This is a genomic window from Salana multivorans (genome assembly GCF_003751805.1).
Lineage (GTDB): Bacteria > Actinomycetota > Actinomycetes > Actinomycetales > Beutenbergiaceae > Salana > Salana multivorans.
This window is the reverse complement of the sequence record NZ_RKHQ01000001.1, coordinates 1,707,696-1,733,884: the sequence shown is the minus strand read 5'-3', so window position 1 is coordinate 1,733,884 and position 26,189 is coordinate 1,707,696. Positions and strand designations below refer to the sequence as shown.

The 26,189-nt window shown below is 72.2% G+C and carries 18 protein-coding genes; 7 read left to right on the top strand and 11 right to left on the bottom strand.

Annotation, left to right across the window (positions count from 1 at the left end):
* Nucleotides 1–33: 33 nt before the first annotated feature.
* From cas1e to EDD28_RS18075, 9 genes are all read right to left on the bottom strand, one after another.
* Complete coding sequence (gene cas1e, locus EDD28_RS07580) at nucleotides 34–1,002, bottom strand: type I-E CRISPR-associated endonuclease Cas1e (RefSeq protein ID WP_123739048.1); 969 nt, start codon at nucleotides 1,000–1,002, stop codon at nucleotides 34–36.
* Nucleotides 999–1,670, bottom strand: coding sequence for a type I-E CRISPR-associated protein Cas6/Cse3/CasE (cas6e, locus tag EDD28_RS07575; protein WP_123739999.1), 672 nt, complete (start codon nucleotides 1,668–1,670; stop codon nucleotides 999–1,001). The genes cas1e and cas6e overlap by 4 nt, the downstream gene beginning before the upstream one ends.
* On the bottom strand, nucleotides 1,667–2,431 hold the full coding sequence (gene cas5e / locus EDD28_RS07570; RefSeq protein ID WP_123739047.1) for a type I-E CRISPR-associated protein Cas5/CasD: 765 nt from the start codon (nucleotides 2,429–2,431) through the stop codon (nucleotides 1,667–1,669). The genes cas6e and cas5e overlap by 4 nt, the downstream gene beginning before the upstream one ends.
* Nucleotides 2,428–3,603 (bottom strand): type I-E CRISPR-associated protein Cas7/Cse4/CasC, encoded by a 1,176-nt coding sequence (gene cas7e / locus EDD28_RS07565; protein ID WP_123739046.1) that lies wholly within the window; start codon nucleotides 3,601–3,603, stop codon nucleotides 2,428–2,430. Before cas7e ends, cas5e begins: the two co-directional genes overlap by 4 nt.
* Nucleotides 3,600–4,313, bottom strand: a complete 714-nt coding sequence (gene casB, locus EDD28_RS07560; protein WP_123739045.1) for a type I-E CRISPR-associated protein Cse2/CasB — start codon at nucleotides 4,311–4,313, stop codon at nucleotides 3,600–3,602. The genes cas7e and casB overlap by 4 nt, the downstream gene beginning before the upstream one ends.
* The gene (casA, locus tag EDD28_RS07555; RefSeq protein ID WP_170169387.1) at nucleotides 4,310–5,998 is read right to left on the bottom strand and encodes a type I-E CRISPR-associated protein Cse1/CasA; all 1,689 of its coding nucleotides are present in this window, start codon (nucleotides 5,996–5,998) and stop codon (nucleotides 4,310–4,312) included. Before casA ends, casB begins: the two co-directional genes overlap by 4 nt.
* Nucleotides 5,995–9,042 (bottom strand): CRISPR-associated endonuclease Cas3'', encoded by a 3,048-nt coding sequence (locus tag EDD28_RS07550; protein ID WP_123739044.1) that lies wholly within the window; start codon nucleotides 9,040–9,042, stop codon nucleotides 5,995–5,997. Before EDD28_RS07550 ends, casA begins: the two co-directional genes overlap by 4 nt.
* A gap of 149 nt (nucleotides 9,043–9,191) precedes the next feature.
* Nucleotides 9,192–11,405, bottom strand: coding sequence for a helix-turn-helix transcriptional regulator (locus tag EDD28_RS07545; protein WP_123739043.1), 2,214 nt, complete (start codon nucleotides 11,403–11,405; stop codon nucleotides 9,192–9,194).
* Nucleotides 11,406–11,813: 408 nt separating this feature from the next.
* Nucleotides 11,814–14,591: a thrombospondin type 3 repeat-containing protein gene (locus EDD28_RS18075; RefSeq protein ID WP_170169386.1), complete on the bottom strand. Its 2,778-nt coding sequence runs from the start codon at nucleotides 14,589–14,591 to the stop codon at nucleotides 11,814–11,816.
* Nucleotides 14,592–14,905: 314 nt separating this feature from the next.
* On the opposite strand from EDD28_RS18075, the gene EDD28_RS07530 reads away from it, so the two are divergent.
* Together EDD28_RS07530 and EDD28_RS07525 are read left to right on the top strand one after the other, a co-directional pair.
* Nucleotides 14,906–17,059 (top strand): NAD(+) synthase, encoded by a 2,154-nt coding sequence (locus EDD28_RS07530; RefSeq protein ID WP_123739997.1) that lies wholly within the window; start codon nucleotides 14,906–14,908, stop codon nucleotides 17,057–17,059.
* Nucleotides 17,060–17,214: 155 nt separating this feature from the next.
* Nucleotides 17,215–17,589: an SHOCT domain-containing protein gene (locus EDD28_RS07525; RefSeq protein ID WP_123739041.1), complete on the top strand. Its 375-nt coding sequence runs from the start codon at nucleotides 17,215–17,217 to the stop codon at nucleotides 17,587–17,589.
* A gap of 149 nt (nucleotides 17,590–17,738) precedes the next feature.
* On the opposite strand, the gene EDD28_RS07520 is transcribed toward EDD28_RS07525, so the two are convergent.
* Nucleotides 17,739–18,344, bottom strand: a complete 606-nt coding sequence (locus EDD28_RS07520) for a thymidine kinase (RefSeq protein WP_123739040.1) — start codon at nucleotides 18,342–18,344, stop codon at nucleotides 17,739–17,741.
* A gap of 71 nt (nucleotides 18,345–18,415) precedes the next feature.
* On the opposite strand from EDD28_RS07520, the gene EDD28_RS07515 reads away from it, so the two are divergent.
* The 5 genes from EDD28_RS07515 to EDD28_RS07495 all read left to right on the top strand — a co-directional run bounded on the left by EDD28_RS07515 (nucleotide 18,416) and on the right by EDD28_RS07495 (nucleotide 23,663).
* Nucleotides 18,416–20,554, top strand: coding sequence for an alkaline phosphatase family protein (locus EDD28_RS07515; protein WP_123739039.1), 2,139 nt, complete (start codon nucleotides 18,416–18,418; stop codon nucleotides 20,552–20,554).
* A complete protein-coding gene (locus EDD28_RS07510) occupies nucleotides 20,551–21,393 on the top strand; it encodes an MBL fold metallo-hydrolase (protein ID WP_123739038.1) in 843 nt (280 codons plus the stop codon). Before EDD28_RS07515 ends, EDD28_RS07510 begins: the two co-directional genes overlap by 4 nt.
* A 96-nt stretch (nucleotides 21,394–21,489) precedes the next feature.
* Nucleotides 21,490–22,068: a hypothetical protein gene (locus tag EDD28_RS07505; RefSeq protein WP_148059567.1), complete on the top strand. Its 579-nt coding sequence runs from the start codon at nucleotides 21,490–21,492 to the stop codon at nucleotides 22,066–22,068.
* A 230-nt stretch (nucleotides 22,069–22,298) separates the two neighbouring features.
* On the top strand, nucleotides 22,299–22,889 hold the full coding sequence (locus tag EDD28_RS07500) for a hypothetical protein (protein WP_123739036.1): 591 nt from the start codon (nucleotides 22,299–22,301) through the stop codon (nucleotides 22,887–22,889).
* Between the two features lie 78 nt (nucleotides 22,890–22,967).
* The gene (locus EDD28_RS07495; RefSeq protein ID WP_123739035.1) at nucleotides 22,968–23,663 is read left to right on the top strand and encodes a copper resistance CopC family protein; all 696 of its coding nucleotides are present in this window, start codon (nucleotides 22,968–22,970) and stop codon (nucleotides 23,661–23,663) included.
* A gap of 105 nt (nucleotides 23,664–23,768) precedes the next feature.
* On the opposite strand, the gene EDD28_RS07490 is transcribed toward EDD28_RS07495, so the two are convergent.
* Nucleotides 23,769–26,123 (bottom strand): glycoside hydrolase family 31 protein, encoded by a 2,355-nt coding sequence (locus tag EDD28_RS07490; RefSeq protein ID WP_123739034.1) that lies wholly within the window; start codon nucleotides 26,121–26,123, stop codon nucleotides 23,769–23,771.
* Between the last annotated feature and the right edge of the window lie 66 nt (nucleotides 26,124–26,189).

The window sequence follows — 26,189 nt, the reverse complement described above, 5'->3', positions numbered from 1 at the left end:
GTGACGGTGGGACCGCCGTCAGGACGATGACGGTCACCAGTCCACCAACCCGCCCGGGCCATCGTCACCGTAGTTCACCCCGGCCGGGACGACGCCGCTCCCACCGTCCCAGAGCGCGACGATCTCGGCCCAGGCCTCGGCTTCCGGATCATCCTGGGAAGCCCCCAGCAGGCGACGAACATCGCGGACGCACTGCTCCAGCACTCGCTCTTCGACCAGGACATCACGCATCATCCGTCGAGCAAGTGCCCCGATGTCGTCGGCATCCGTCGCGACGGCGGCAACATCGAATGCGACGGGGATCGACGTGTAGGCCTTGTAGAGGTCAGCGACGTCGTGCACGAAGGCGAGATCGCCTCCGCTGTGGACGAAGCCAAGCCCGGGCGAGCAGCCCAACGCGACGATCACCGAGTGCACCACCCCGTAGAGCGCGGCGTTCGCCGCCGAGAGCGCCTTGTTGACCGCATCGGAGGCGTCGAAGTCGTCAGGCCGGTAGTCACGTCTCTGCCAGGCAATGCCCGTCCGGTCCGAGTGCTCCCGGTAGACCCGCTTGACCCGAGCGCCCTCCCGCCCGCGTAGCTGCTCCATGCTGAGCCGCGCGACGTCCTCGCCGGGAAACCGGATCTCGTACATGGCCCTCGCGACGGCCAGCCGTGACCTCGTGTTCGTGACGAGGCGGGCCTGCGCCTCGAGGAGGCTGCTCGACCTCGACAGGCCACGCCCGGCCGCGTAGAACCGCACCCCCTTCTCACCGACCCAGACGATCGTGCTCCCCGAGTCCGCGAGGAGCATGACGGCGTGGTGAGTGAGCCGACAGCCTGGACCGATGAGCAGACAGGTCAGCTGTGCCGCCGGGACGTGAACGACTCCGCGGTCCGAGGTGATCGTGACCGCACTGTCCTGACGGCTCAGGAGCGCGTGCTCGACGTACAGGAACGTCACCCGGTCAGCGACTCGGACCAGCTCCGACGGCGACGGCGGCCGGGCCCCCGGGATCGTCATGGCACCGCGGACACCGGGGCCAGGGTGAGCAAGCCGCAGCCGTACGCCTTCGCGTGGCCGATCCCCTCGACGAGGCGTCGCCGCAGCTCGGCGGCCTCGGAGACCTGCAGCACACCCTCGAACGTCGCGGTGCCAACAGTGACGGTCCGCCCTTGCCGCGGAAACTCGAGCACCCGCCGATCGACGAGCTCGACCCCCGTTCCCGGTGCCGTGACCATGACTCCCCACCCGTCACACCTGCTGCGGAACCATTCGAGCTGCTGAGTCGCCGTCACGTGGGCGACACGCTGCTTCCGCGGTCCGCGATCACTTCCGGGCCGCGGGGGGATCAGCGCGTCATGGACGGGGTTCGCGGTCAGCCGGAACGCGAACACATCCCCCTCGCTCACTGCCTCCAGGACCGGCGCGTAGTCCCTTGTGCGCCAGCTGTCAGCCAGGGGCCAGCCGTACTCCTCCAGCACGCTCGTCGGGTCGGGCTCCACGTCACTGACGACGTACAGCCGGGTCCCGGCGGGCGTGCGATCTATCCTCCACAGCGGCCTCGACGGCCTCTGCGAAGGCGTGAAGCACGCATTGACGGCACCGTGGATCCGATGGGGCGAGGCCAACAGCCGGGCCGTGCCTCGTCGACGGGGATTCAGGTCGATCCTGGTGAGAAAGTGGCTCATCTCGTCTCCCACCAGGCCATCGGGTCGTGCGAGGTCTGCTGACGCGGACGACGTGTGCTCGCCGTGCGCACACCGCCGACGCTCGACTCCGAGCCGTCGTGGCGATCCCGCGCGTCGGGGTTGCCGACGCCGCACGTGCCGTGGTGCACGCCGCGCAGCGCGTACCGACGGTGATGCGGATCGAACGAGAGGGGTTCGTCTTGCATCGTGTCGTTGGCGAGGTGCTCGGGCCCAGCATCGACGATCAGGTCCAGCTCCATCTGCGCGGGCTTGGTCCGCCGATACCAAGCCGCTGCCTGCCAGGGAAGCGACTCGAGCGCCGGTACCAGCTGCTGATCGGTGGTGCCAAGGACCAGCGGGCGCGCCGGGGGGCACGACCGCCGACCGAGGAACAGCGGAAACGCCGGCCGGCGCAGCGCCTCCGCGAGCGCTTCGATCAGCTCACGCCTTCCCTCCACACCGACGACGAACACCGCGTCGGACAGGTAGAAGCGGTAGGTGAGCGGCAGGCTGTAGCTCTCGTCCAGCGCCCGCGCTGTCTGGAAGTCACGGACGACCCGACCGGGCTGGTCACAGCGGACACCGAAGCGAAGCTCGAGCAGATCCTCGATCGGCTCGGAACGTCGCTTGCCCAGGGCGGCGGCCAAGAGCCCGATGACGGCGCTCTTGGATGGCGCAGGCCCGGTCGACCGGTAGGCAAAACGCGATCCGGTCCCCCATGACTGCAGCGGACCCGCAAGCTGGAGCAGCAGCGTCGTCACGCCGGCTCCGCAACCCTTGCCACCGCAATCCCCGCGACCTCGCGCGGGAGCGTCGCGAAGGACCCTCGCGTCCCGACGGAGGCGAGCGCCTCACCGACCGCACCGACACCGACGACCCAGCTCCGCACGGGCTCCACACCGTAGGCATCGGCTACCTCGCCCGCGAACTCGGCGAGACGAGCCGCCCCGAGCAGCGCGTATCCCTTCGACGAGGAGATCGGCTCCTCGAAGGCTCCGACGTACGACACGGCCTGGTCCTCGCGCAGCGAGACCACGACCGCCTCGGGGAGCGTGTTGTTGGCGAACGTGTTCTGCTTGCCCGTCGGCATCGAGCGCACGAACGCCGTGAGGAATGCCACGATCCCCTCCTCGGCCAGCTCGCGGCTCCCCAGGGCCGCGACGAGTGCCTCGACGTTGATCGTCGCGTACCGGTAGAGCGTGGCGGACGTGAACTCGATGGTGCCGATCATCCCGGCGCCCGCATCCCCGTCGCCGGAGCCCTCGTCCTCGCTGCGCTCCTTGAGGTCGTCGACGGCGGTGAAGTAGTCGAACTCGGTCCCCGCGGCATGGATGCTGAGCGCGTGAGCGACCTGGCACGTCGCGTCGACGTTGAGGTCCGTGTCGTTGGCGACCATGCGACCGAACAGCGCGAGATCGACGGAGTTGCCCTGCTGCAGGACGCGCTTGGCCTGCTTCTTCGACTCGGCGGTTCCGAGGGTCGCCTTCGCTCCCGCGACATCGCCGGCCGCCTCGAGCGCCGCGACTGCGAGCTCCGCCAGGGCCGACGCCTGCTGCGCAGAGACGAGGACGAGGAACTCCGTGTCCTGCCGCTCGCTGTTGCGCGCCTTCGTCAGCTTGAGCCCGGTCGCCGCCACGACGGCGACGGCCAGCTCCTCGACCTGCTCGCGCTGGAGGCCGGCACCAGTCTGCGATCGAGAGATGCCGCTCGACACCATCTCCACCACCCGCTTCGTCCGGACCCCGCGATCCTTCTCCGGGAGCAGATCCTTGAACGCCTCCCGCGTGGCGCGCTTCCAGGCCTGCGACGAGACGCGGGCCCGCCGGACCCCGCCGTAGACGGCCGACTTCGGGCTACCCGTGTCGTCACGGTTGATGCAGCTCGGGGGCACGCTCTGCAGGACGTGCACGTCGAGGTAGGTACGGGTCGTCATGCTGACTCCTCGGAGGTCGGGTCGGTGGCACTGCTGGTGTTCGTGGTGACCGCGTCGTCGGACGACGACGGCGGCAGTCCGCTGTACTGTCGCGCCCAGCGCAGCCGCGCGCGGTCCTGGTTGGTGACGGACCAGAGGTCGGCGAGGTCCTCGGCGAGCAACCCGTAGTCGAGCCCGAGATCCTCGGCCCGCAGGAGCTGGACGAGACCACGCAGGTGCCGCGCGGACTCCTCCGCGGTCGGGGCCGTCACCATCGCGTCGAAGCGCCGACGAACGCCCTTGTCATCCTCCCTCTCCCCGCGCTTGCGGGCGAGGCGCGCGAAGGCACGACCAGGCCTGACGCCCGGAGCGTGTGCGCGCTTGACCCGTCCCTGCCGGTGCGTCGCGAACAGCGTGACGGCGTGGTGTGCGGCAAGCTCGGCCGCGCTCGGCTCGTCTCGTGCCGGGTCGAAGGCGCGGGATGGCACGAGCCCGATCGTGTCGACCCAGACGTCAGGAACGGAGCCCGGGTAGGCGGTTGCGGCCCGGCGCAGGATGGCCATCGTTCGAACCGCTGATGCGACGTCCTCGTTGCTCCGGAGTTGCAGCGTCGCGATGTGATCGGCTACGGCGTGACCGAATGGTGTGCGAGGGCGAGCTCCCGGCGCTGAGTCAGTCCCAGCAGCACCGGGGGGTTCCTGGGCGGACGGGTTCTCGGTCGTCTCGGTCATGGCGTCTGCTCCTGACTCACGTCGGTCCTCTCACTCGGCGGATAGGCCCGCGGTACCGCGGCGCGCAGCATGCGCTGGAAACGGTGGTAGACCGCACCCACGTCCTCCCGCGCCCCTGACGGCCCCGTTCCCCGCCAGGCCTTTTCGGGTACTCCGACGACCAGCTCCTCGCCGATCTCCACCAGAACGCCGCGCACTCGACGGTGCCAGACCTTCTCCGCGACGAGCGGGTCGTGTGCCGCGACGAGGTCACGGCGCAGCCACTCCCGGTAGGGCTGATCGAGTGCGCTGTAGCCGATCTCGTAAGCTCGGTCGCCTGGTCCGGACGTCTCTTCGCGCCCGGCTCCCGAGGCCCGCGCCAAGCCGCGGGCGAGCTCGGCGAGCGCCCCGACGCCCTTCTTGGCCGACTCGACCGCGTCGATCGCTACCTGACGCAGCTCCTCCTGCTCGGGGCGCAGGATGATCGCGGGGAGGTCGAGCGAGTCCTCGACCACGTCGTCGACGACGCTCTCCTGAGCCCCGTACTCGAGGCCGACGGCGCGGTAATGAACGAGACCGTCCCGGAGTGCACCCTCGAGCGCCAGCCGACCGGCGTGCTCGACGATCTGCGACGACGCCGGTGGCGGGTCATCCTTGCGAGACGTCGTGACCGGGACCCGGACTCCCGGGAGCACGCTCTCGATCCCTCGCCAGAGCGCGAGTCCTGGCTGGTGCTTGCGTGTCATCTGAATGTCACGGTGGTACTTCGCCGTCTGCGGTCTCGAGAACCGCCAGAGCGTCATCGGCTCCCGGTGCACCATGTCCTGACGCTCCTGAAGAATGAACCTGTCCCCGTAGGTGACGAGGACGCCGGACACCCCTGTTGCGTCTCCACGCAGCAACACGCGCCGGGGTTGCCAGGTGTAGGCGTCGACCGGGCCAGCGGGTCGGGTGAGAAGGTCCGGCGACGGATCGAGCGTCTGCGGCGGACGCTCCCACGGCGGGAGGTCGGCGACACGGATGTCGTCGCCGAGGAGGACGGCCCAGAGGTTGAGCAGCAGCGTCTCCGCGAGCGTGTCGCCGGCCAGGTGGACGAGACCGAGCTGGCCGGTCCAGCCGACGCCCTCGGGATAGACCTTGCCTCCCTTCGCCCGTGGATGTCCGACGACGCCCGTCTTGATCCCTGACGAGTCGTACGCCTGGAGGTGGACGAGCCAGCGCCCCGCCTCGCCGGGCTCGACGCGTTCGGCGGCACGCGCGGATCGCATCGAGAGATACGGGCGTCCGGCGGGCATGTCGGCGATCAGCTTGCTCAGCTCACTCACCTCGCCCTTGACGGTCCGCATTCCCGCCACCTGGAAGAACGGGGTTGCAGGGTGAAAAAGATCGAATCGATCGCGGTGCTTCTCCAGATACGACCGCACGGCCGGGACCACGGTCTCCACCCACTGGCCCCGGAGTATCGAGACCATCTCGGGAACCTGCGCCACCGTCTCCGGCGCGAACGGCTCGAGCGCGCGCTGGACGATCGCCAGCAGCAGGCGGAGCATGGCGGCGTCCTGCGTAGGCAGCTCGCCCGCCAGGCGGACGACGACCGGCGCCTGCTCCATCACCTCCAGGAGCGAGAGCTCGCGCGTCACACCGTCGACATCGAGCACCCGGACCCAGGGCTCGCTCACCAGGTCGTACCCGTGCGCACCCGTCACTTCTCGACTCCCAACCCGACCTCGGCGTCGTAGGTCACGATGAATGGGCCCATCCTGCCAGTCAGCTCCGGACTCAGCAGAAGAATGAGCTGTCCGCCAAGGACGGGACTTTTCTGCCACTCACGAAAGTAGTTCTCCGACAGGTCATTAAGGACCTGGTCGGTCCAGCTCTCGTTACCGACGACCCATCCCGGCACTCGTACCATCGAACGCGCGAGCAGACGTTCGGTCTCACGATTGGGAGGGACGTCCCGATGAAGCGGGCGGTCGTCCTCGAACTGCGGCAGCAGCCGAAGTCCGTCCTGGTCATTGACAAGAAGGACGACCTCGAAACCACCGTCGGCCTGCCGCACCTGCTTGGCGATCCCGGTGCTGGTCTCAGCCTCACCCGTCTCATTGGCGAGGAGACCGAGAAGGGAGCTGGCCTCGCCCGGGGCGCGAAGGCGGTAGACCGTCGCATTGTGCTCGGCGTCCGACTGCGCCTTGCGGAAGTCACGCTCGGCCTCGGTCATGGCGTTCTGCCAGGTCGCGGGGCCGAGGGGTTCGGCGCCGTAGCAGCGACGCACCAGTACCGGCACGTCGGTCGGCAGGTCGAGCGGACGTCCGTCGTACTCGGCGAGCAGGGCCGCCGTGCGCAAGAGGTGGTGCGCGCCGTACACCGCGGTCGACCCCCGCTCAGGCGTGGGCACGACATCCGCCGACGGTGAGGGCTCGAGCCCGGCAACCAGGCAGCGTGGCCGCGACGCCGCGGCGGGACGCGACCGACCCGCGTGGCGCTGGAGCCGACCGATGCGCTGGAGCACGAGGTCGATCGGGGCGAGGTCCGTCACGAGCAGATCGAAGTCGACGTCGAGCGACTGCTCGGCGACCTGGGTGGCGACGACGATGCGACCTGCCCGGTCGCCGTCGTCGCCGGGCCCGAATGTCTCGCGCAACCAGTCGTCGTTGCGGAGTCGGTCGAAGGCGACGAAACGCGAGTGGGTCAGCGAGACCGACTCTCCCCAGACGCGTCGCAGCTCGCGGTAGGTCTCGACGGCGCGGCGAACCGTGTTACGTACGACGAGAACACACCCGCCGGCGGTGAGGACTGGTTCGACGGCCTTGACGAGGGCGGCATGGTCGCCCGAGAGCCATTCGACGTCCACCCCGCGAGCGGCCCCCGGCGGCGCGTTCCGGGTCGTCACGACGCCGCCGGCGAGCGTCGTCAGACGCGGATAGTCGTCGAGCTCCGGAATCTCTGGCATCGGAGATGCGGCCCGCCGGAAGCGGGGCTGCACCAGTCCAGCGGCGTCACGTGGAACCGCCGACTCCTCGGCGAGCGCGGAGACGCGCGCTCGACGGCCCTTCTCGTATGCCTCTACGAGCTGCCGTCGCTGATCGGGGGCTAGCGTCGCCGACATCGCGATCACCGGAACTCCGTACCTGGCCAGCCACTCGAGGGCGCGCGCGAGGTAGACGAACATCCAGGTATCTGCGGCGTGGATCTCGTCGAGCACGACCACCTGGCGCGCGAGCCCGAGGTGGCGCAGGACGACGTGACGCGAGGAGAGCGCGGCGAGCAGCTCATGGTCGATGGTCGCGATGACGGAGTCGGCGAACGACGCCTGCTTCCTCCCGGAGGTCCAGTGGTGCGCCACGACACCGCCAGGGGCACCGTGGCGCCCGGCCCACACCGGCGCGTCCACATCGCGGCCGATGTCGACGTAGTGGTCGGACGCCAAGGGGGCGTCGTCGTCAAGGTTCTCGGCGGATCGCGCCGTCGTCGTCGGCCGTCTCCTCGGCAGCCCACGGTATGCCTCGTTGAGCGATGCGGTCCCGTGCCGGAGCGCGACGCCCCGGTCGCCCTCGTCCTCACCCGGGAGGTTCTCCCACCACCGCAGGACGCGGAGGAACATGGCGTCGGCGGTCGCGCGTGTCGGCAATCCGTAGAACACCCCGGAGAACCCGAACCGGGCTGCCAGCACCTCGGCCGCCAGCAGGGATGCCTCCGTCTTCCCGACGCCCATGACCGCCTCGATGAGCAGCAGGCCGGGTTCCGGCATCGCGCGGGCCGACTCCACCGCGAGCAGCTGGACGTCGTTCGCGTCGAAGTCCACGCCGAACCGAGTCCGGAGAAGATCGGACGGGTCGGCGGTCAGGCTCTCGGCGGTCGCTCGCCACGGTCGCGGGAGCGCCAGCGCGTCCCAGCCGCGTCGAGCCCGCACGTTCGGGTCGTCGTCGCTGTCGCGCCAGGCGGGGACGAGGGGGAAGTACTCGGCGTTCGACGCGATCCAGTCCGCCATGACAACGAGCGCGGAAAGGAGCATCTGACTGGCGTCCGAGAGTCGGACCGTTCGCAGGGACTCGACGGCGTCCTCGAGGCCTAGCCGGGTGATGACGTGGTCGACGAGCGCGAAACGCGCGTCATCCCACTCTCCGTGACCCAGGTATCGGGTGGCCGCGCTCGCCACGTGCAACTCGCCGCCGGTCGGGGGAACGCCGTGATGGCCGCCAACGATGACACCGAACGCGCGCGCGTTCGCGGCTGGGACGCCCCGGGCGGCGAGGAACCGCTCAACGATCACCTGGCCGGCGAGAGCGTGGGGGAGCTTCCGCGAGTCCTCGTCGCATGCGGCCAACGACCAGGTGAACCCGCCGCGATGCACCATCTCGGCCTTCATCTCCGGCACCTGGCCAGCGAACGCGCGCGTCGCCTTGCCGATGTCGTGGAGCGCACCGGCGAGCGCCGCGACCTCGCGGGCGACATCCTGATCGCCCCCGCAGTCCGCCGCAACGACGGAGCCCGCCGGCTGTCCGAGCCACTCGTCCCAGATGAGCCGGACGACAGCGCCCGTGTCGGTCAGATGGGTGTGAAGCGGTGACCAACAACGCTGCCCACCTTGCTCAGGTTTGGGTGCCTTTGCCCACACGAGCCGCCATGGATCACTTTCAGAGGTCGATGCGGGGGCCACGGCCAAACGATAGCGAGTGCCTGCCACTTTCGCACTCGGAACCGACCAGCGCTCATGAGCATGACCGCGAGGCGGCACGCCGCGCTTCGGCACACCAGGTCACGGTGCCTTCAGTCGGTCCCCGAGACTCTCGACGCACGACGACACGACGGCGGGGGCGCGGGCAGGACAAGGCTCGTCCTGCGGGGCTGGCGGGGGCTCCGTCGCCCGACAAGGACGGGGAAGCGGCGCCGCCGCGCCTCCTACGGCTCGCGCTCGCGGCCTGCCGTCCGGTCGCACCTCGGGACACCCGCCAGGTGGCTCCACGAGATGGCCGTCGAGAGCTCCACGCGGGAGCTGAGACCCGTCTTGCGGAACGCGGCCGCGAGATGGTTGTCGACGGTCCGGATCGACAGCCCGAGCAGCGACGCGATCTCTCGGGTCGACCGGCACTCGCTCAGCAGGCCGATCTCGACCTCGCGCGGCGTCAGGGCGTCCACCCGGCCCGCGCCCAGCTTCTCCCGCGAGCACAGCGCGTCCGGATAGCGGCCTCGGAACCTGCGGTGCAGGACCAGGACGGCGTCGAGCTCGTCTCGGCTCGGTCGCTCGAACGCGCGCCGCCGCACCACCTCGAGGACGAGGGCCAGGAACCCGGCCGGACTGGTCCCCTCCTCGACCCGCCGCACCTCGTCCTCGACCTCCGCGAGCCGTGGCGCGGCGCTCCGAGCGTCGTCGGCCATGCGCGCGAGCAGCGCTGCCGCGCCTGCGACGTCGTCCCCCGCCAGGGCGATCGCGAGCTCCGTGTCGAGCGCCGATGCCCACGGCACCCCCGTCCTCGGATCGCCGGGGCCGCCGGAGCCACCCCTGACGTCCGCGACGGCGGCGAGCGACGGCCACTCGCCCTCGGCGAACGCGACGAAGGTCGCCAGGTTGAGGAAGCCGGACCAGAACGGACTGCTCCGGTCCAGGGCGGGGTAGGCGTGCAGGACCCGTTCCACGAGCCCCATGTGCAGGCGCCCCTCCCCGGCCCAGAAGAGCACCAGCGCCGCCACGTAGCAGTCGACCAGCACGCGGGAGCCGTCCAGGGACCTGAAGGCGTCCGCGACGTCCCTCAGCCCGACCCGGATCGCGCCCTCCCCGTCGCGCCGCGCCAGACGCCGGACGGCCTCCGGTGAGGACGACAGCGACGACTCGGCCGACGACGCACCCCACCCGGACCCGGCACTCGCTGCCGGGTCTGCGCCCGCCAGCCGCCCCAGGCCTTCCCACAGCCCGTCACGGATCTGCCACTCCTCCGACGGGACTCCCTCGGCGAGTCCCGCGACCTCGGCCGCGTCCTCGCGACGGGCCCACCCCAGGTAGCGGCGGAACAGCCCGGTGGCGGGTGACGCGACACCGCCGCCCACCGGTCCGAAGATCGCATCGCCCCGAACCGGCGGGCTCGGCAAGCCGCCCGCCCACGCCGACCGGCCTCCGCCCACGCCGCCACCGCCACCGCCACCAGGGTCGGCCGACGTCGGGCGCAGCCCCTCGTCGAGCGCGTCGACGCACGCCACGTCGATGTCGCGCAGAGCACGTCCGACCCGCCTGCCGCCCGACCGGTCGGACATCGTGACGCGCCACGAGGAGCCCTCGGCCGCGCTGCGGAACCGCCGCAGGTACCGGGACCGGAGGTGGTCGACCAGGATCGGGGGAACGAACTCGTCGGCGAGACAGCCCTCGCACGCCGGGAACGTCGCGAGACCGCCGTCGAGGCCCGCGGGACCCGCCTGACTGCGGACGTTCGGCCGCCCGGCGTCGCGCATCCACGAGACGGGGCACGCGTCGCAGGCACTCGCCGGCCCGGCCCGGCGGAGGAACACCAGCGCCTCGTCCGCGACCGGCTCGACGTGCGACCACCAGCGCGCGTCCCCGATCCGCCACGTGCCCCCGGCGGTGGTCAGCGACTCCTCCAGCAGGAGTCCGCGGAGCATCGCCTCGGCGAGCGCGACGACCCCGCCCGTCGCGCGGAAGACCTCCGACGCGACCTCGATCAGGCTCCCGTCGCGACGATGGCCGGGCAGCATCGTCTTCACGAGCTCGAGGGTGTCCGCGTAGGTGAGGCGCGCGAGCTGCACGCGGACGTAGCCCCTGCCGCGACCCGGCAGCGAGGTGGGGGCGACGCCGTCGACCAGCGTCACGGTCATGACCGTCGTGATGTGCTCCCGGCGCGTGACCTCGTCGAGCTCGACGGCGTCCGCGCCCAGCTCCTCGACGTCCTCGACCACGAGGACCGACGCACCCGATCGCCGCCACGCCGCGGCGAGCTGGTCCGCTCGGCGCACGAGGCCGTTGCGCCTGGCCCGGTCACCGGGCTCTCCGGGCGCCGCGGCGAGCTCGCGCCACGTCATGACGCTCACGCCGCGCAGCTCCAGCAGCTCGATGACGGCGTCCACGATCTCGCCGCAGCCCCACGGCCTGGCGATCTGCACCGACACCCCGCGCAACAGAAGCCGGACGGTCCGCAACGTCTCGTCGGCGTGGATCACGAGGCCGCGCCGCCCGGCAGGAGAAGCCGTGGAACGACCCCCGGGCGGCACCCCAGCCGCGTCGTCACCCACCGCCTCGACTCGCGCGCCCCACGCGCCCGCGGGCGGGCACAGGCTCGCCGATCACTCCCCATCGGAACTCCCCATGTCCTGCACCACCCGCCAGAGCACGGTCGTGCGCCGGCGATCGCACCCCCACGCGATCGCCGCTGTCGGCCCTGTCGCCGCTGTCGGCTCTCGCGCCACCCGCCGCAGCACATGGTCGCCTACCTCGCCGCGGCACGACGGCGGGCCGGCGCCCCGTCCGGACGCCCCCGTGCCGCAGGACCCCTGGTCCTGCGGCACGGAGAGCCGGGGTCAGAGTCCGAACGTCCTCCGGCTACGACGCACCAGCACGATCGCTCCGCCGAGCACGAGCGACAGCACCGCGATCACCGAGGCCGCGACGAGCGCCGAACCGGTCGAGGCGAGGAGCCCAGCGAGCGAGGAGCCCGGCTGGCTCGCGGCGTCCAGGGGATCAGAGCCGTTCTTGACCTCGTCACCGTCGGAGACGCCGTCGCCGTCGGTGTCGGGGTTGTTCGGGTCGGTGCCGTGGTCCTCTTCCTCGCCGTTGGTGAGGCCGTCGCCGTCGGCGTCGTCGTCACCGTCCAGGACGCCGTTGCCGTCCTCATCGGGGTTGAGCGGGTCGAACCCGTTGTCCACCTCGAAGCCGTCACCCATCCCGTCACCGTCGGTGTCGGGGTTGTTCGGGTCCGTGCCGTGGTCCTCCTCCTCGCCATTGGTGAGGCCGTCGCCGTCGGCGTCGTCGTCACCATCCAGGACCCCGTTGCCGTCCTCATCCGGGTTGAGCGGGTCGAACCCGTTGTCCACCTCGAACCCGTCACCCATCCCGTCACCGTCGGTGTCCGGGTTGTTCGGGTCCGTCCCGTGGTCCTCTTCCTCGCCGTTGGTCAGGCCGTCACCGTCGGCGTCGTCCTCACCATCCGGGACCCCGTTGCCGTCCTCGTCCGGGTTGAGCGGGTCGAACCCGTTGTCCACCTCGAACCCGTCACCCATCCCGTCGCCGTCGGTGTCCGGGTCGAGCGGATCGGTGCCGTGGTCGATCTCGTCACCGTCGGTGAGGCCGTCGCCGTCGGTGTCGGGGTTGTTCGGGTCCGTCCCGTGGTCGATCTCGTCACCGTCGGTGAGGCCGTCGCCGTCGGTGTCGGGGTTGTTCGGGTCGGTGCCGTGGTCCTCTTCCTCACCGTTGGTGAGGCCGTCGCCGTCGGCGTCGTCGTCACCATCCGGGACCCCGTTGCCGTCCTCGTCCGGGTTGAGCGGGTCGAACCCGTTGTCGATCTCGAACCCGTCACCCATCCCGTCACCATCGGTGTCCGGATCGAGCGGGTCGGTGCCGTGCTCTTCCTCCTCGCCGTTGGTCAGGCCGTCGCCGTCGGCGTCGTCGTCACCATCCAGCACGCCGTTGCCGTCCTCATCGGGGTCAAGCGGGTCGAACCCGTTGTCGACCTCGTACCCGTCACCCATCCCGTCACCGTCGGTGTCGGGGTTGTTCGGGTCCGTCCCGTGGTCCTCTTCCTCGCCGTTGGTCAGGCCATCGCCGTCGGCGTCGTCCTCACCATCCAGCACGCCGTTGCCATCCTCGTCGGGGTTGAGCGGGTCGAACCCGTTGTCGACCTCGAACCCGTCACCCATCCCGTCACCGTCGGTGTCCGGGTCGAGCGGGTCGGTCCCGAGAGCGTCCTCCTCGGCGTTGGTCAGCCCGTCGCCGTCGTCGTCAGCCGCGGGATCGAGGACGACGAAGCTCACCCACGTCTCGGTCGTGCTGTAGTTCTCCTCGCCCGAGACGAACTCGATCCGGAACGCGTACGTTCCGGCCGACAGCGTCGAGGTGCAGTACGTCCCGACGATCCCGTGACCGCTCGGGGCCACGTTGAACCCGTTGAGCAGGCGCCCCGCCTCGTTGTAGATGGCCCAGGAGCTGCCGGGGACGTCCTTGGTCGCGTCGTCGGCGTTCGTCGCGGTCATGTCGATGCAGACGTTGCTGCCCTCCCAGATCGGCGTCACGCCGTCGTTGACGACCGTCGCGATGTCGATCGTGTACGAGGGGTCCCAGAACAGGGAGATGTCGCCCGTCGCCCAGCCGTTGATGCTCGTCCAGTCGGCGGCGGTCCCGAACTGCGTCACCAGGTCGGCGGCGATGTCCGGATCCACCTCGCTGGCGTTGCCGTACCGGTAGGCCGCCGTGACGGTCCGTGACGTCGCGTCGTTGACGAACGACGAACCGCCGGCGCCACCGCCGCCGTGGCTCGTGCTGAACTCGCCGCCGCCACCACCGCCACCGCCCGCGTAACCGCCACCGCCGCCACCGCCGGCTCCCGCGTAGCTCCACCCGCCGCCACCGTCACCGCCGGCGCCGCCGTCCTCGGCGTCGCGACCGTTCGTCCCCTCCGCACCCCAGGCACCGCCGAGGCCGCCGGCGCCACCCGTGGCGCCGATGCCGGGCTCGCCACCGCGACCCCAGTCCGAGGCTCCGCCACCACCGTGCTCACCGGCGCGGTCGCCCATGCCACCCGCGCTGCCGCTGCAGAACCAGGCGTAGGAGCAGCCTCCGGCGGCGCCGCCTCCCGCCGCGACGACGAGGATCTCCTCGACGCCCGTGTCCCCGTGAACGATCGCGATCGCGGACGAGCCACCACCCCCGCCTCCGCCGGCGGCGGAACCGCTCGCCGAGCCGCCGGTACCGCCCGGGGAGTACCCCGCTCCGCCGGTCCCTCCGTCCGCCTCGTTCGCGCCCGGCGCCGACGGGACGAGCCTGAGCACGTCGCCCGGCTCGACGTCGATGGTCCCGGCGAGGGCCGTCGCCACGCCGCCGAAGTTGCCGCCCGCGCCCCCGCCCGAGGCACCGTCGATGTGGAAGCCGATCGTGGACACGCCGCCCGGAACGGTGAAGTCCGTGGCGACGCCGGGATCGTCCGCACCGGAGACGGTCATGGACGCCGTGCCGCTCGGGCCGTAGTCGAGGGTCGGGGCCGCCGCGGCCGGCATCCCCTGGCACGCGAGGAAGACGACGAACGCGGCCGCCGATCCTCTCCCCGCGAGCCTCCTGGCACTCCTGCGGCGCGCCGTCACCGGCACCGAGGCACCCGCCCCAGCCCGAACTTCTTCTCTCAGCATCACTCATGAACTCCTATTCACCGTCTCGCCTGCGACGGGTGGCCTCCGAAGACGCCTTCCCGTGGGCGCCGCACCCCGGACGGAGCGCGCGACGAAGTCATTAGAGACAGCGCCCAGCCCGACTGAGTACGCCGGTTGAGGTAGTCAGGGCGTGTCGCTCGCAGATCTGAGTGACGCCGATCGGCAGTTGAGCGACGCGGCAGGTGTGTCGCGTCGGCGAGGTCGTCGCCGACGCCCGCTCGGGGGAGCACCGCGCGGTGCGGCAGACTCGTCCCATGAGTCCCAGCCCCGAGGCCGTCACCCCCGCCACGGACCCCCGCGACTTCCGCAACGCCTACCGGCACGGCTTCGCGCGCGTCGTCGCGGCGACCGTCCCCGTCCGGATCGCCGACCCCGCGACCAACGCCGCAACGATCGCCACCGAGGTCGCCCGTCTCACGGCGCCCGGCGCGCCGGCCGAGGGCGCCGCCGCGATCCTGTTCCCGGAGCTGTGCCTCACCGGGTACGCGATCGACGACCTCGTCCTGGCCGACACCGTCCTGGCGGCCACCCGCACGGCCATCGCCACGCTCGCCGCGGCGACCGCCGACACCGGCGCCCTCGTCGTCGTTGGCGCCCCCCTGCGCCACGGCACCCGCCTGTACAACTGCGCCGTCGTGCTGCACCGGGGCACTGTCCTCGGCGTCGTGCCGAAGTCGGCCCTGCCGACCTACCGCGAGTTCTACGAGCGACGCTGGTACGCACCCGGCGACGACCAGCGCGGCGGCACGATCTGGCTGGTCACCGGCGAGGGAGCCGACGCCACCCACACGCCGGTCCCGTTCGGTCCCGACCTCCTGTTCGACGCCGTCGACGTGCCCGGCCTCACGGTCAACGTCGAGATCTGCGAGGACATGTGGGTGCCGGTCCCGCCGAGCAGCGAGGCGGCCCTCGCGGGCGCGACCGTCCTGCTCAACCTGTCCGGCTCCCCCATCACGATCGCGCGCGCCGAGGACCGTCACCTCCTCGTCCGCGCGCAGTCGGCGCGCTGCCTGGCCGCCTACGCCTACGCCGCCGCCGGCACGGGCGAGTCGAGCAACGACCTGTCCTGGGACGGGCAGACGATGATCTACGAGACCGGGACGCTCCTGGCCGAGACCGAGCGGTTCCCCGCGACGGCCCAGGCGAGCGTCGCCGACGTCCACGTCGCCCGGCTCGTCGCCGACCGGCTGCGTCAGGGCTCGTTCGACGACAACCGCCGCACGCACGCCGAGCGGGTCGCGCAGTTCCGCACGATCCCGTTCGTCCTGGACCCCCCGCGGCACGACATCGGGCTGCGTCGCGCGCTCGACCGCTTCCCGTTCGTGCCCGACGACCCGGCCCGCCTCGCGCAGGACTGCTACGAGGCGTTCAACATCCAGGTCTCCGCGCTCGAGCAGCGGATGAAGCAGATCGGCCTGCCCAAGCTCGTCATCGGCGTCTCGGGCGGCCTCGACTCCACCCACGCGCTGCTCGTCGCGGCTCAGGCCGTCGACCGGCTCGGCCTGCCCCGCGAGCACATCCTCGCGTTCACGATGCCCGGCTTCGCCACGAGCGACCACACGAAGAACAACGCCCGCGCGCTGTCCGAGGCCATCGGCGTGACGTTCGAGGAGCTCGACATCAAGCCGGCCGCGCGCGAGATGCTGCACCGGATCGGCCACCCCTTCGCGGACGGCGAGCCGGTGTACGACGTCACCTTCGAGAACGTCCAGGCCGGCCTGCGGACCGACTACCTGTTCCGGCTGGCCAACCAGCGCGGCGGCATCGTCGTGGGGACCGGCGACCTCTCGGAGCTCGCGCTCGGCTGGTGCACCTACGGCGTCGGCGACCAGATGTCGCACTACGGCGTCAACGCCGGCGTCCCCAAGACGCTCATCCAGCACATCATCCGGTGGACGACGTCAACTGATCAGTTCGACGACGCCACCGCCGCCGTCCTGCAGTCCGTCCTCGACACGGAGATCTCCCCCGAGCTCGTGCCCGCCGGCCAGGACGGCGCGGTCCAGTCGACCGAGTCGACCATCGGCCCCTACGCGCTGCACGACTTCGCCCTCTTCCACACCCTGCGCTACGGGACACCGCCATCGACCATCGCCTACCTCGCCGAGCAGGCGTGGCGCGACCCCGACGCCGGCGAGTGGCCCCCCGGCTTCCCCCAGGGCAAGCGCCCCAGCTACGACCTCGCCCAGGTCACCCGCTGGCTCGAGGTCTTCCTGCGCCGGTTCTTCGGCTTCGCGCAGTTCAAGCGCTCCGCCATCCCCAACGGCCCCAAGGTCAGCCCCGGCGGCTCCCTCTCCCCCCGCGGTGACTGGCGCGCCCCCTCCGACGGCAACGCCGACGCCTGGCTCGCGGAGCTGCACGCCGCCGTCGACCCGACGCTCACCACCCCCGACGCGGACCCCGCCTAGCGCATCGCCGGGGAGCGACGACGCCACCCGCCCGGGTGGCCGGCGTCTCACGACGCCCCACCCGCGACCACCCGCCGAGCGGAGCGGGCCCGCGAGCCCTAGAGTCGTCAACGGATCCGGGCCAACGTCCCGGTCACGACCTCAAGGAGCCCCCCGTGGAGCTGTGGCACTTCATCCTGCTCATCTTCGAGTTCTTCCTCCTGCTCGCCTGGTTCTACATCCTGTGGATCATCATCAGCGACCTCTTCTCCGACCGGGCCGTCAGCGGCTGGGCCAAGGCGCTGTGGATCGTCTTCGTCATCTTCTTCCCGTTCCTCGGCAGCCTCGTCTACCTCATCGCCCGCGGCGGCGGCATGGCCGAGCGGCGCGCGGCGCAGGTCCAGGCGGCGCAGAGCCAGTTCAACGACTACATCCGCCAGCAGGCGGGCACCGGCTCCGCGAGCGAGCTGCTCGACGCCAAGAAGCTGCTCGACGACGGCACGATCACCCAGGCCGAGTTCGACCGGATCAAGGCCCGCGTCGTCGGCTGACGCCACCCCGCCTCGATCAGGACGGCCTCCGTCCGGCGACCACGGTCACCGGACGGAGGCCGTTCCCGTCGGGGCGCCGGGCACCGGGCGCCGCGACGTCGGGCCTCGCTCGTCCGACGTCCGGAGCCGGGGCGCGCCGTCCCGGCCGGTCAGCCGAGCCGGCCGCCCGACTGCTCCAGGTAGCACGCCCCGCACATCGACTCGTAGGTGACGTCGCCGGCGTCGATCGCCACCTGGTCGCCGTCGAACACGAACCGCCCGCCGGTGAGGCGCGCGTTGAACAGCGCCTTGCGACCGCAGCGGCAGATCGTCTTGAGCTCCTCGAGGCTGTGCGCAACCTCCAGCAGGCGGGCGCTGCCCGGGAACGCGACCGTGCGGAAGTCCGTGCGGATCCCGTACGCCAGCACCGGGACCCCGTCGAGGATCGCGATCCGGAGCAGGTCGTCGACCTGTTCGCCCGAGAGGAACTGCGCCTCGTCCACCAGCAGGCAGGCGACCGGCTCCCCGACCGACTCGCGCACGCGCGCGACGTGCTCGGCGAACAGCGTCCGGACCGAGACGTCCGGCGCGATCGTGAAGTCGACCTCGCGGGACACCCCGAGGCGCGACAGGATCGCGGTGTCGCCCTTGGTGTCGATCCCCGGCTTCGCGAGCAGCACGTGCTGGCCGCGCTCCTCGTAGTTGAACGCGGCCTGCAGCAGCGCCGTCGACTTGCCGGAGTTCATCGCGCCGTAGCGGAAGTAGAGCTTGGCCACGAGCGACGATCCTAGGGCTCGCCCCGCCCCGCGCTCGCCAGCGTGTCGGCCGTCGGTGGCACGCTTGCCGTGTGCCCACCGCCCACCCGGACCACTCCTCGACGCCGCAGCCGCCGCGCCGCGTGCGCCCGGACGTCGCAGACCTCGCCGAGGCCCTGACGTCGTTCGTCGGGTCCGTCGTCGGGCTCGGCGTGGGGATCGCGGTCGTCGACGGGGTCTCGGCGCCGAGCCTGTGGGCGATCCCGCTCGCGGCGCTCGTCGTCTTCGCGATCACGTGGCTCCTCCAGGCCCCGCTGCGCTGGCTGGCCGATCGCGTCGGGGCGGCGCTCGCCTTCGCGCTCGGGCTGGCCGTCCAGATCGCGACGATGTGGGCCGCGCTGCGCCTCCTGCCCGGTCTCGTGGTCCGCACGTGGTGGGACGCGGCGCTCGTGCTGCTCGTCGCGGCCGTCGTCGTCGCGGTCCTGGGCTGGCTGACGGCGAGCGACCCCGCCTACGCCGTCGGCGACGTCGTACGACGCGGCCGGCGCGCCCATCGTCGTCGCGCCCGACAGGCAGCGAACGGTGCCACCGGTCCCGCGGCCCCGGCGCGCGAGCCCGGCCTGCTGCTGGTGATCCTCGACGGCGTGGCCGAGCCCGTCCTGCGCTATGCCATCGAGGCGGGCCACGCCCCGACGATGGCGCGGTGGCTGGCGAGCGGCCGCTACCGGCTCGACGGGTGGTGGACGCAGGTCCCGGCGACCACGCCGGCGTCGACCGCCGGCATCCTGCACGGCAAGGCCGACCACATCCCGGCGTTCCGCTGGTGGGACGCCTCGCTCGGCCGGCTGGTCGTCGCGAACCACCCGTGGGACGCGGCGGCGATCGAGGCGTCCTTCACCGACGGCGAGGGACTGCTCGCGCACGGCGGCGCGGCGGTCGCGACCGCCTTCTCCGGCGACGCCGCCACGACGCAGCTCGTCATGTCCCGCACCTACGGGCACCGGGTCAAGGGACGCCGCGTCGGCAGCGTCTACATCCGCTTCCTGGCCAACCCGTTCGTCTTCTTCCGGACGCTCAGCCTCACGGTCGGCGAGATGGTCAAGGAGCTGTGGCAGGCCCGGCAGGCGCGGGTGCGCGGCGTCGAGCCGAGGATCGGCCGGGGCGGCTGGTACGTGGTCCTGCGCGGCGTCACGAACGTGTGGCTGCGCGCGCTCGGGACGACCATCGTCGCGGGCCACATGGAGCGCGGGACGCCGACGATCGCCGTCGACTTCGTCGACTACGACGAGGTGGCGCACCACGCCGGCCCGCTCCGCCCCGAGTCGATGCGGTCGCTGGAGGGGCTGGACGGCGTGCTGCGCGCGCTCGCCACGGTCAACGAGGTCGCGCTGCGGGACTACCGGATCGTCGTCGTCTCCGACCACGGCCAGTCGCTCGGCGCCACGTTCGAGCAGGTCGCGGGCCGGTCGCTCACCGAGGTCGTCACCGCGCTCATGGGCCGGCCGCGCTCGGAGCGGCCCGAGGAGGCCGGTCACGAGCGGCCGGGCGACGAGGACTGGGGCCCGCTCAACGCGCTGCTCAACGAGATCGTCGCGCCGGTGCGCGGGCGGACCGTCGCGTCGGGGCCGGGCAGGAGGGCGGCGGGCCGGCCGACCGAACCGGCGCGGATCGACCAGGAGCGGCTGGCCGACGCCCTCGACCCCGACGCGGTCACCGTGATCGCGTCGGGCAACCTCGGCCTCGTCTGGTTCACCGGGGTCCCCGGACGACTGCAGCTCGACGAGGTCCAGCGTCGCTGGCCCGGTCTGGTCGCCGGGCTGGCCGATCACGTGGGTGTCGGCGTCGTCGTGGTCGACTCCTGGCGCGGCCTGCTCGTCATCGGTCCGCGCGGCGTGCGCGCGCTCGAGCCGGAGGTCGCGCCCGACGACCCGGAGGTCGAGGGAGAGGACCCGCTGGCGATCTTCGCCGACGTCGACGCGGCCGCCCGCGACCTGCGGCGCGCCGGGCGCCTCCCGAGCACGGGCGACCTGCTGGTCGTCTCGAGCGTCGGCCCCGACGGTCACGTCCACGCCTTCGAGCACCAGGTCGGCTCGCACGGCGGGCTGGGCGGTCAGCAGAACGAGGCGCTGCTGCTGCACCCCGCCGCGCTCACGGTGTCCGACGAGCTGGTCGGCGCCGACGCCGTGTACCACCAGCTCGTGGCGTGGCAGCGGGAGCTCGGGCTGCGATGAGGGTCACCTGGCTGGGCCACGCGACCTGCGTCCTCGACCTTCCCGACGGAACACGTCTCGTCACCGACCCGCTGCTCGGCGCGCGGGCCGGCGTGCTCATCCGGCGCGGGCGGGTGCCGGAGCACGCCGAGTGGGTCGACGCGGACGCGGTCCTGCTCTCCCACCTGCACCACGACCACGCCCACCTGCCCTCGCTCCGCGCCACCGGCGGGCTGGTCCTCGGGCCGGCCTCGACCGCGCGGTGGGCCGAGCGGCAGCGGCTGCGCGCCCGCGGGCTCGGCGACGAGTGGTTCCAGCTCAGCGCCGAGGTGGCCGTGCGGACCGTCCCTGCCGTGCACGGCGACCGGCCGATGCCGCACCGACCGAACGATGCGGTCGGGTTCGTCGTGCGCTGGGCCGACGGGGGTGCGAGCGGCGACCGCGACGGGGCGGGCGGGGGCCGCGGTGCTGCCGGGGGCGACGGGGGCGGTGGTGCTGCCGGAGGCGGCGCCGTCCGGCGGCTCTGGTTCGCTGGCGACACGGAGCTGTTCCCCGGCCTCGCCGACCTGCCCGACCTGGCGGGCGGCCCCATCGACGTGGCGCTCGTGCCCGTCGGCGGCTGGGGGCCGCGACTCTCGGGTGGCCACCTCGACCCGAGCCGCGCCGCCGAGGCGGCGGCGATCGTCGGGGCGCGGACGGCCGTCCCGATCCACTGGGGCACCTTCCACGCTCCGCTCGGCCGTCACGTGCCGCGCGGCTGGATGGACCGGGGCGGACCCGACTTCCTGCGCGCGCTCGACGCCATCGCGCCGGGCACCTCCGGCGTTCTCCTGGCGCCGGGCGAGCATCACGCGCTGTAGCCCGTCCCGGACCGTCGTCCACAGGTTCGAGGGCGGTGGTATCGGTCGGTTCGATGCTGTTCTAGGGTGGTCGACAGGGGCGGTCTGGAGCGGTTGATGAGCGACATGTGGTGGTCGCGCGGTGTGGGGTGTGGTCTCGTCGTGGTGCTCGCGGTCGGGCTCGTCGCCTGCCGCGGAGGTGAGGAGCCGACGCCAGCGCCGTCCGGCTCTGGTGCCTCCCCCACGGTGGAGGCCAGTCCGAGCCTCGATGCGACGGTGGACGAGCAGGAGCTCATCGACGAGGCGATCGCCGCGCTGACCGAGTACCTGGCGCTGGCCAACGAGATCGAGAACGCCGGTGGCGAGGGCTGGGAGGAGAAGCTCAAGCCCTGGTGGGGCAGCCAGGAGATGATCGATGCCGGGACTTTACAGTTCACAACCATGCTGGATAACGGATGGCATCACGAAGGCGCTTCAGTCGCGACCAATCTGGTAGGCCACGCTGTCAGCCTGCCAGATCAGACGATCAAGATCAGCTATTGCCTCGATGCGCGCGGAGTCCGAGCAGTCGACTCTGAGGGCAGCGAAGTGGCACATGGCGTTGATCATCCATTCCCGGGCGAGGCGGAACTCCGTCATGCCGAGGAACGATGGCTAGTGATGTCCGTGCAAGTCGATCGGAGCGCTGAGTGCTGACTTCTCGCAGGGTTCGCAGCGCGGTTACGTCTATGACGCTCGTTATCATCTGGCTCGTTCTCCCCGCTCCTGCTGCGCGCGCCGACGCGGACTGCAGCGCAGGGCAAATCGAAGGTGGAGCGGGCGGAATTGCATATGCCGTCGGCTGCTTCTCGTCCAACGAAACGCCGAAGCACTCAGCGCCACCAGTCGAGACCGAGGAGGACCAGCGGGTTCGGACGCCGCTGGAGATGACGGAGACGACCTGCGTCGAGTACACCGACGCCGCCTGCGCCACCCTCCTCTACCACCCGCCTGACACGGCCGATCCCGTGGCACCGACCGACCCCGCCGCGCTCGCCCGCCACGCCCTCGCCGTCCTGCGGCTCGCGCCGCCCGACCTTCGCCTCACGCCCCCACCGGACCCGGGCGACCCGAACACGCTCGTCAACACCCCGACGCACCTCTGGCTCCCGGTCGGCACGACACTCGCCCCGCAGACCAGCAGTGCCACCGACCGGGGACTCACGGTCGCGGTCGAGGCACGGCTGGACCACGTCACCCTGACCACCGACGATGTGCCCACCGCGTCGACGGACTGCACCCCGGCCGACCTCGTCACCGGTCCGCCCGCCAGTCCGTTCGACCCGCCCGCCTGCGGACACGTCTGGCGCACGACCTCGGCCGACCGACCCGGCGGGGCGTTCCACCTCACGGTGACCTATCACTGGGGCATCACCTGGACCGGCGGCGGACGGACCGGAACGCTCACCACGACGACGACCGCTACCTACGACGTCGCCGTCCGCGAGCGTCCCGTCACCCTCCGCCCCGACCCCTGACCCGAACGCCCGACCCGGACGCGGCCGGACGGCGCCGGCCACGATGCCGTCGGACGGACCGGGTGGGAGACTGGGGCCATGTCCCCTCGTGCTCGTCTCGTCGGCGCGCTGGCGCCGCTCCTGCTCCTGCTCGGCTGGGTGGCCGCCCCCGCCTCGGCCCACGACACGCTCCTCGCCTCGACCCCGGTCGACGGCGGCGTCGTCGACCGGATCCCGACCGAGGTCGTCCTCGAGATGTCGGCCACGGCGATGGAGCTCGGGACCGAGGTCCAGGTGCTCGACCCCGCCGGCACCAACGTCGTCACGGGCGACCCCATCATCGACGACCGCTTCGTCAGCACGCCGGTGGCGATCGCCTCGGCCGGGGACTACTCGGTGGTGTGGCACGTCACGTCGAGCGACGGCCACCCGATCGAGGGGACCTTCTCCTTCACGGTCCCCGAGTCGGTGATCCCCGTCGAGCCGACCCCGACCCCGAGCGAGACGCCCAGCGCTCAGGAGAGCGCCACCCCCAGCGAGACCGCGAGCGCCGCCCCGTCGACCGCAGCCCCGTCCACCGCCGAGGCGTCGACGACCGCGACGGAGGCGAGCGCGGCTCCCTCGCCGTCGGAGTCGTCGCCGTCGGACTCCGGTTCCGGGGCCCCCGTCGCGCTCATCGTCATCCTCGTCGCGGTCGTCGCCGTGCTGGCCTCCCTCTGGTGGCTGCGCGCACGCCGTGGCGCGGCCGCCGGCGACGCCTGGCCGACGGACGCCGGCGGCACCCCGCGGGGCTGACCGCTCGCGCCGCCCCCAGCCCACGTCGCCGTCACACCACCCAGCGACTCCCGCACCCCGCTCCGCCCGGAGCGGGCTCCCACCCGGGGCCGGAGCGCGCCCGCCTCACGGGTGGAACACGGCCGCCAGCTCCGCCCACGACTCCTCGCGCACGTACACCGGAACGACCGCCAGCGGCACCTCGCGCTCGACCACGCTCCCACCGGTGTAGGACTCCCCCGTCCACGCGTCGCGCCACCGCACACCGGCACCACCCGGCAGGTACGTCTCCCACCGCGTCGCCCCCGGCTCGGTCACGGGTGAGACCAGCACGTCCGGGCCGATGAGGAACTGCGCCGGCCTCCGCCAGACCTCGGCCTCCCCGCCGAAGTCGACCCACAGCCCGCGCAGGAACGGCACCGAGGTCTCGATCGCCTCCCGCGCCGACCGCGCGAGGTAGGGCCGCAGCCGCCGGCGCAGGTGCGCGTAGTCGCGGAAGACGTCGACAACCTCCGGCACCCCGGACAGCTCGGCCACGTTCCACGGCGTCCGGTCCCGCAGGGGCAGCTCGTGGTGGTTGAACTCCGAGTGGTACTGCATCACGGGAAGGAACGCACTCATCGCGACGGCCCGCAGGTACAGCTCGGCGTCGGGCACCGGCCCCGAGAACCCGGCCAGGTCCCAGCCCCAGTAGACGATCCCGCAGACGCTCGCCGTCAGCCCCGCGTTGAGCGAGTGACGCATGGCCTCCCAGGTCGAGTTCTCGTCCCCCGCCCAGAAGACGCCGTGCGCCTGCGAGCCGGTGAAGCCCGACCGGGAGAACGTCACCGGCGCCTTGCCGGCCGAGCGCAGCAGGTCGCCGAACGCCCGCGCGTAGTTCACCGGCACGAGGTTGTTGCCCTCGTCGCCGCGTCGACCGTCGCCGTACACGAGCTCGTCACCCCAGGCGTGCTCGCCGCCGTCGGTCTTGAACCCGTCGATGTCGAGCTCCTCGACGAGGTAGCGCCGGTACTCGGTCCAGTGCGCGCGCCCCTCCGGCGTCGACAGGTCGGGCAGCAGCGCGCGCGGGAACCACCAGCCGCGGTTGCGGTACGCGGACCCGTCGGCCTCGCGCACCACGTGCCCCGACCGCTCGAGTGCCGCACCGTCGGCGAGCACCTGCCGGGTCTGCTCGTCGGTCCACGGCGTCTCGTCGAGCGCGATCGTCCCGTCCGTCTTGAGCAGCGGGATCTGCCACAGGAGCACCCGGACCCCCCGCGCGTGCAGGTCATCGATCCAGGCGCGGGGATCGGGCCACGCCCCGTCCGCGTCGAAGGTGACGTCGGCCAGCGAGCGCGGCGAGCCGTCCGCGTGCAGCTCGTGCCGGCTGTCGCGCAGCTCGGTGATGCCGAGCTCGTCGCTCCACGCCTCGACGACGACGACGTCCACCGGCACGTCCAGGTCGCGGTGCCGGTCCATCTGCTCGGTGACGAGCGCGGCCGTGTTCCACTCGTTGCCCGATGCCCAGAGCCCGAGCACCCAGTCGGGCAGCTCCTCCGGGTGCCCAGCGACGTCGAGGAAGCCGCGCAGCACGTCGCCGACGGACCCGTCCCACACGTCGAGGTCCAGCTCCGGCGCGCCGCCGAGCGCGGCCTCGATCCACAGCAGCCCGGGGTCGGAGGCGCCGACGTCGAACCACGTCCGGCGCGAGGTCCGGACGTGGAAGCCCCAGCCGTCGCCGCCGATGACGTGCGCGAACGGCATCGGCAGGTAGGTGCGGGCGTGGACGCCCTGCGACTTGTACTGCTCGAACACGACCGCGTCCAGCTCGCGCCCGCGCAGGTCGACGGCCTCGAACCGCTCGCCGAACCCGACGACGTGCTCCTCGGGCTCCAGCCGCAGCGCCAGGCGCACGCGCCATGTCCCCTCGTCGTCGGTGAACCACGCGACGGAGTCGGGGACGAGACGCGGGTGCGTCGCGGAGCCGTTGACCCGCAGCGTCCCGCCCGCCGCATCGCCCCACGCACCGACCGGCAGGTCGAACCACGGGGTGCCAACCGCCGACGCCTCAGCCGCCGCATCGCCGGCCGCACCGGCCACCGCGCCCACCTCGCCGGCCACGTCCGCCCCCGCGTGACCCTCCCCACCCGACGCCGCCTCGAACCGGTAGCGCCAGGTACCGGGCTCGCCGAGCGCGGCCAGCCGGACGTGCCACACGTCCCCGGTCGAGGCGGTCGCGGCCTGGGCGGCCGCGAGGTGTCCGTCCCCGCCCGCGAGCGCCGCGGCGTCGGTCGCGTCCGCCGGCCCGCGGGTGAGCGCCAGGGGCGTCTCCCGGCCGGACGGCGAGACGAGCGCACCCGTGACGACGTCGGCCCCCGGCGCCCGCACGCCGAGGACGATCCCGTCGCCGACGGCCGGGCGGTACGGCACGCGCTGGTCGGGCGAGGCGGCGTAGGGGTGACCGTCGCCGGCCGGACGATGGACGAGCTGGGGCTGAGGCATGGGGACTCCTTCGGGCGCGGACGGCTCGACGGCGAGCCGCGGTGACGGGACGTCGACGACCGGGGC

Bases quoted from the DNA above. Each gene is read 5' to 3' on its own strand.
- cas1e (WP_123739048.1), bottom strand. From the start codon at position 1,002: ATGACGATCCCGGGGGCCCGGCCGCCGTCGCCGTCGGAGCTGGTCCGA.
- cas6e (WP_123739999.1), bottom strand. From the start codon at position 1,670: ATGAGCCACTTTCTCACCAGGATCGACCTGAATCCCCGTCGACGAGGC.
- cas7e (WP_123739046.1), bottom strand. From the start codon at position 3,603: ATGACGACCCGTACCTACCTCGACGTGCACGTCCTGCAGAGCGTGCCC.
- casB (WP_123739045.1), bottom strand. From the start codon at position 4,313: ATGACCGAGACGACCGAGAACCCGTCCGCCCAGGAACCCCCCGGTGCT.
- EDD28_RS07530 (WP_123739997.1), top strand. From the start codon at position 14,906: ATGAGTCCCAGCCCCGAGGCCGTCACCCCCGCCACGGACCCCCGCGAC.
- EDD28_RS07510 (WP_123739038.1), top strand. From the start codon at position 20,551: ATGAGGGTCACCTGGCTGGGCCACGCGACCTGCGTCCTCGACCTTCCC.
- EDD28_RS07505 (WP_148059567.1), top strand. From the start codon at position 21,490: ATGAGCGACATGTGGTGGTCGCGCGGTGTGGGGTGTGGTCTCGTCGTG.
- EDD28_RS07500 (WP_123739036.1), top strand. From the start codon at position 22,299: ATGACGGAGACGACCTGCGTCGAGTACACCGACGCCGCCTGCGCCACC.
- EDD28_RS07495 (WP_123739035.1), top strand. From the start codon at position 22,968: ATGTCCCCTCGTGCTCGTCTCGTCGGCGCGCTGGCGCCGCTCCTGCTC.
- EDD28_RS07490 (WP_123739034.1), bottom strand. From the start codon at position 26,123: ATGCCTCAGCCCCAGCTCGTCCATCGTCCGGCCGGCGACGGTCACCCC.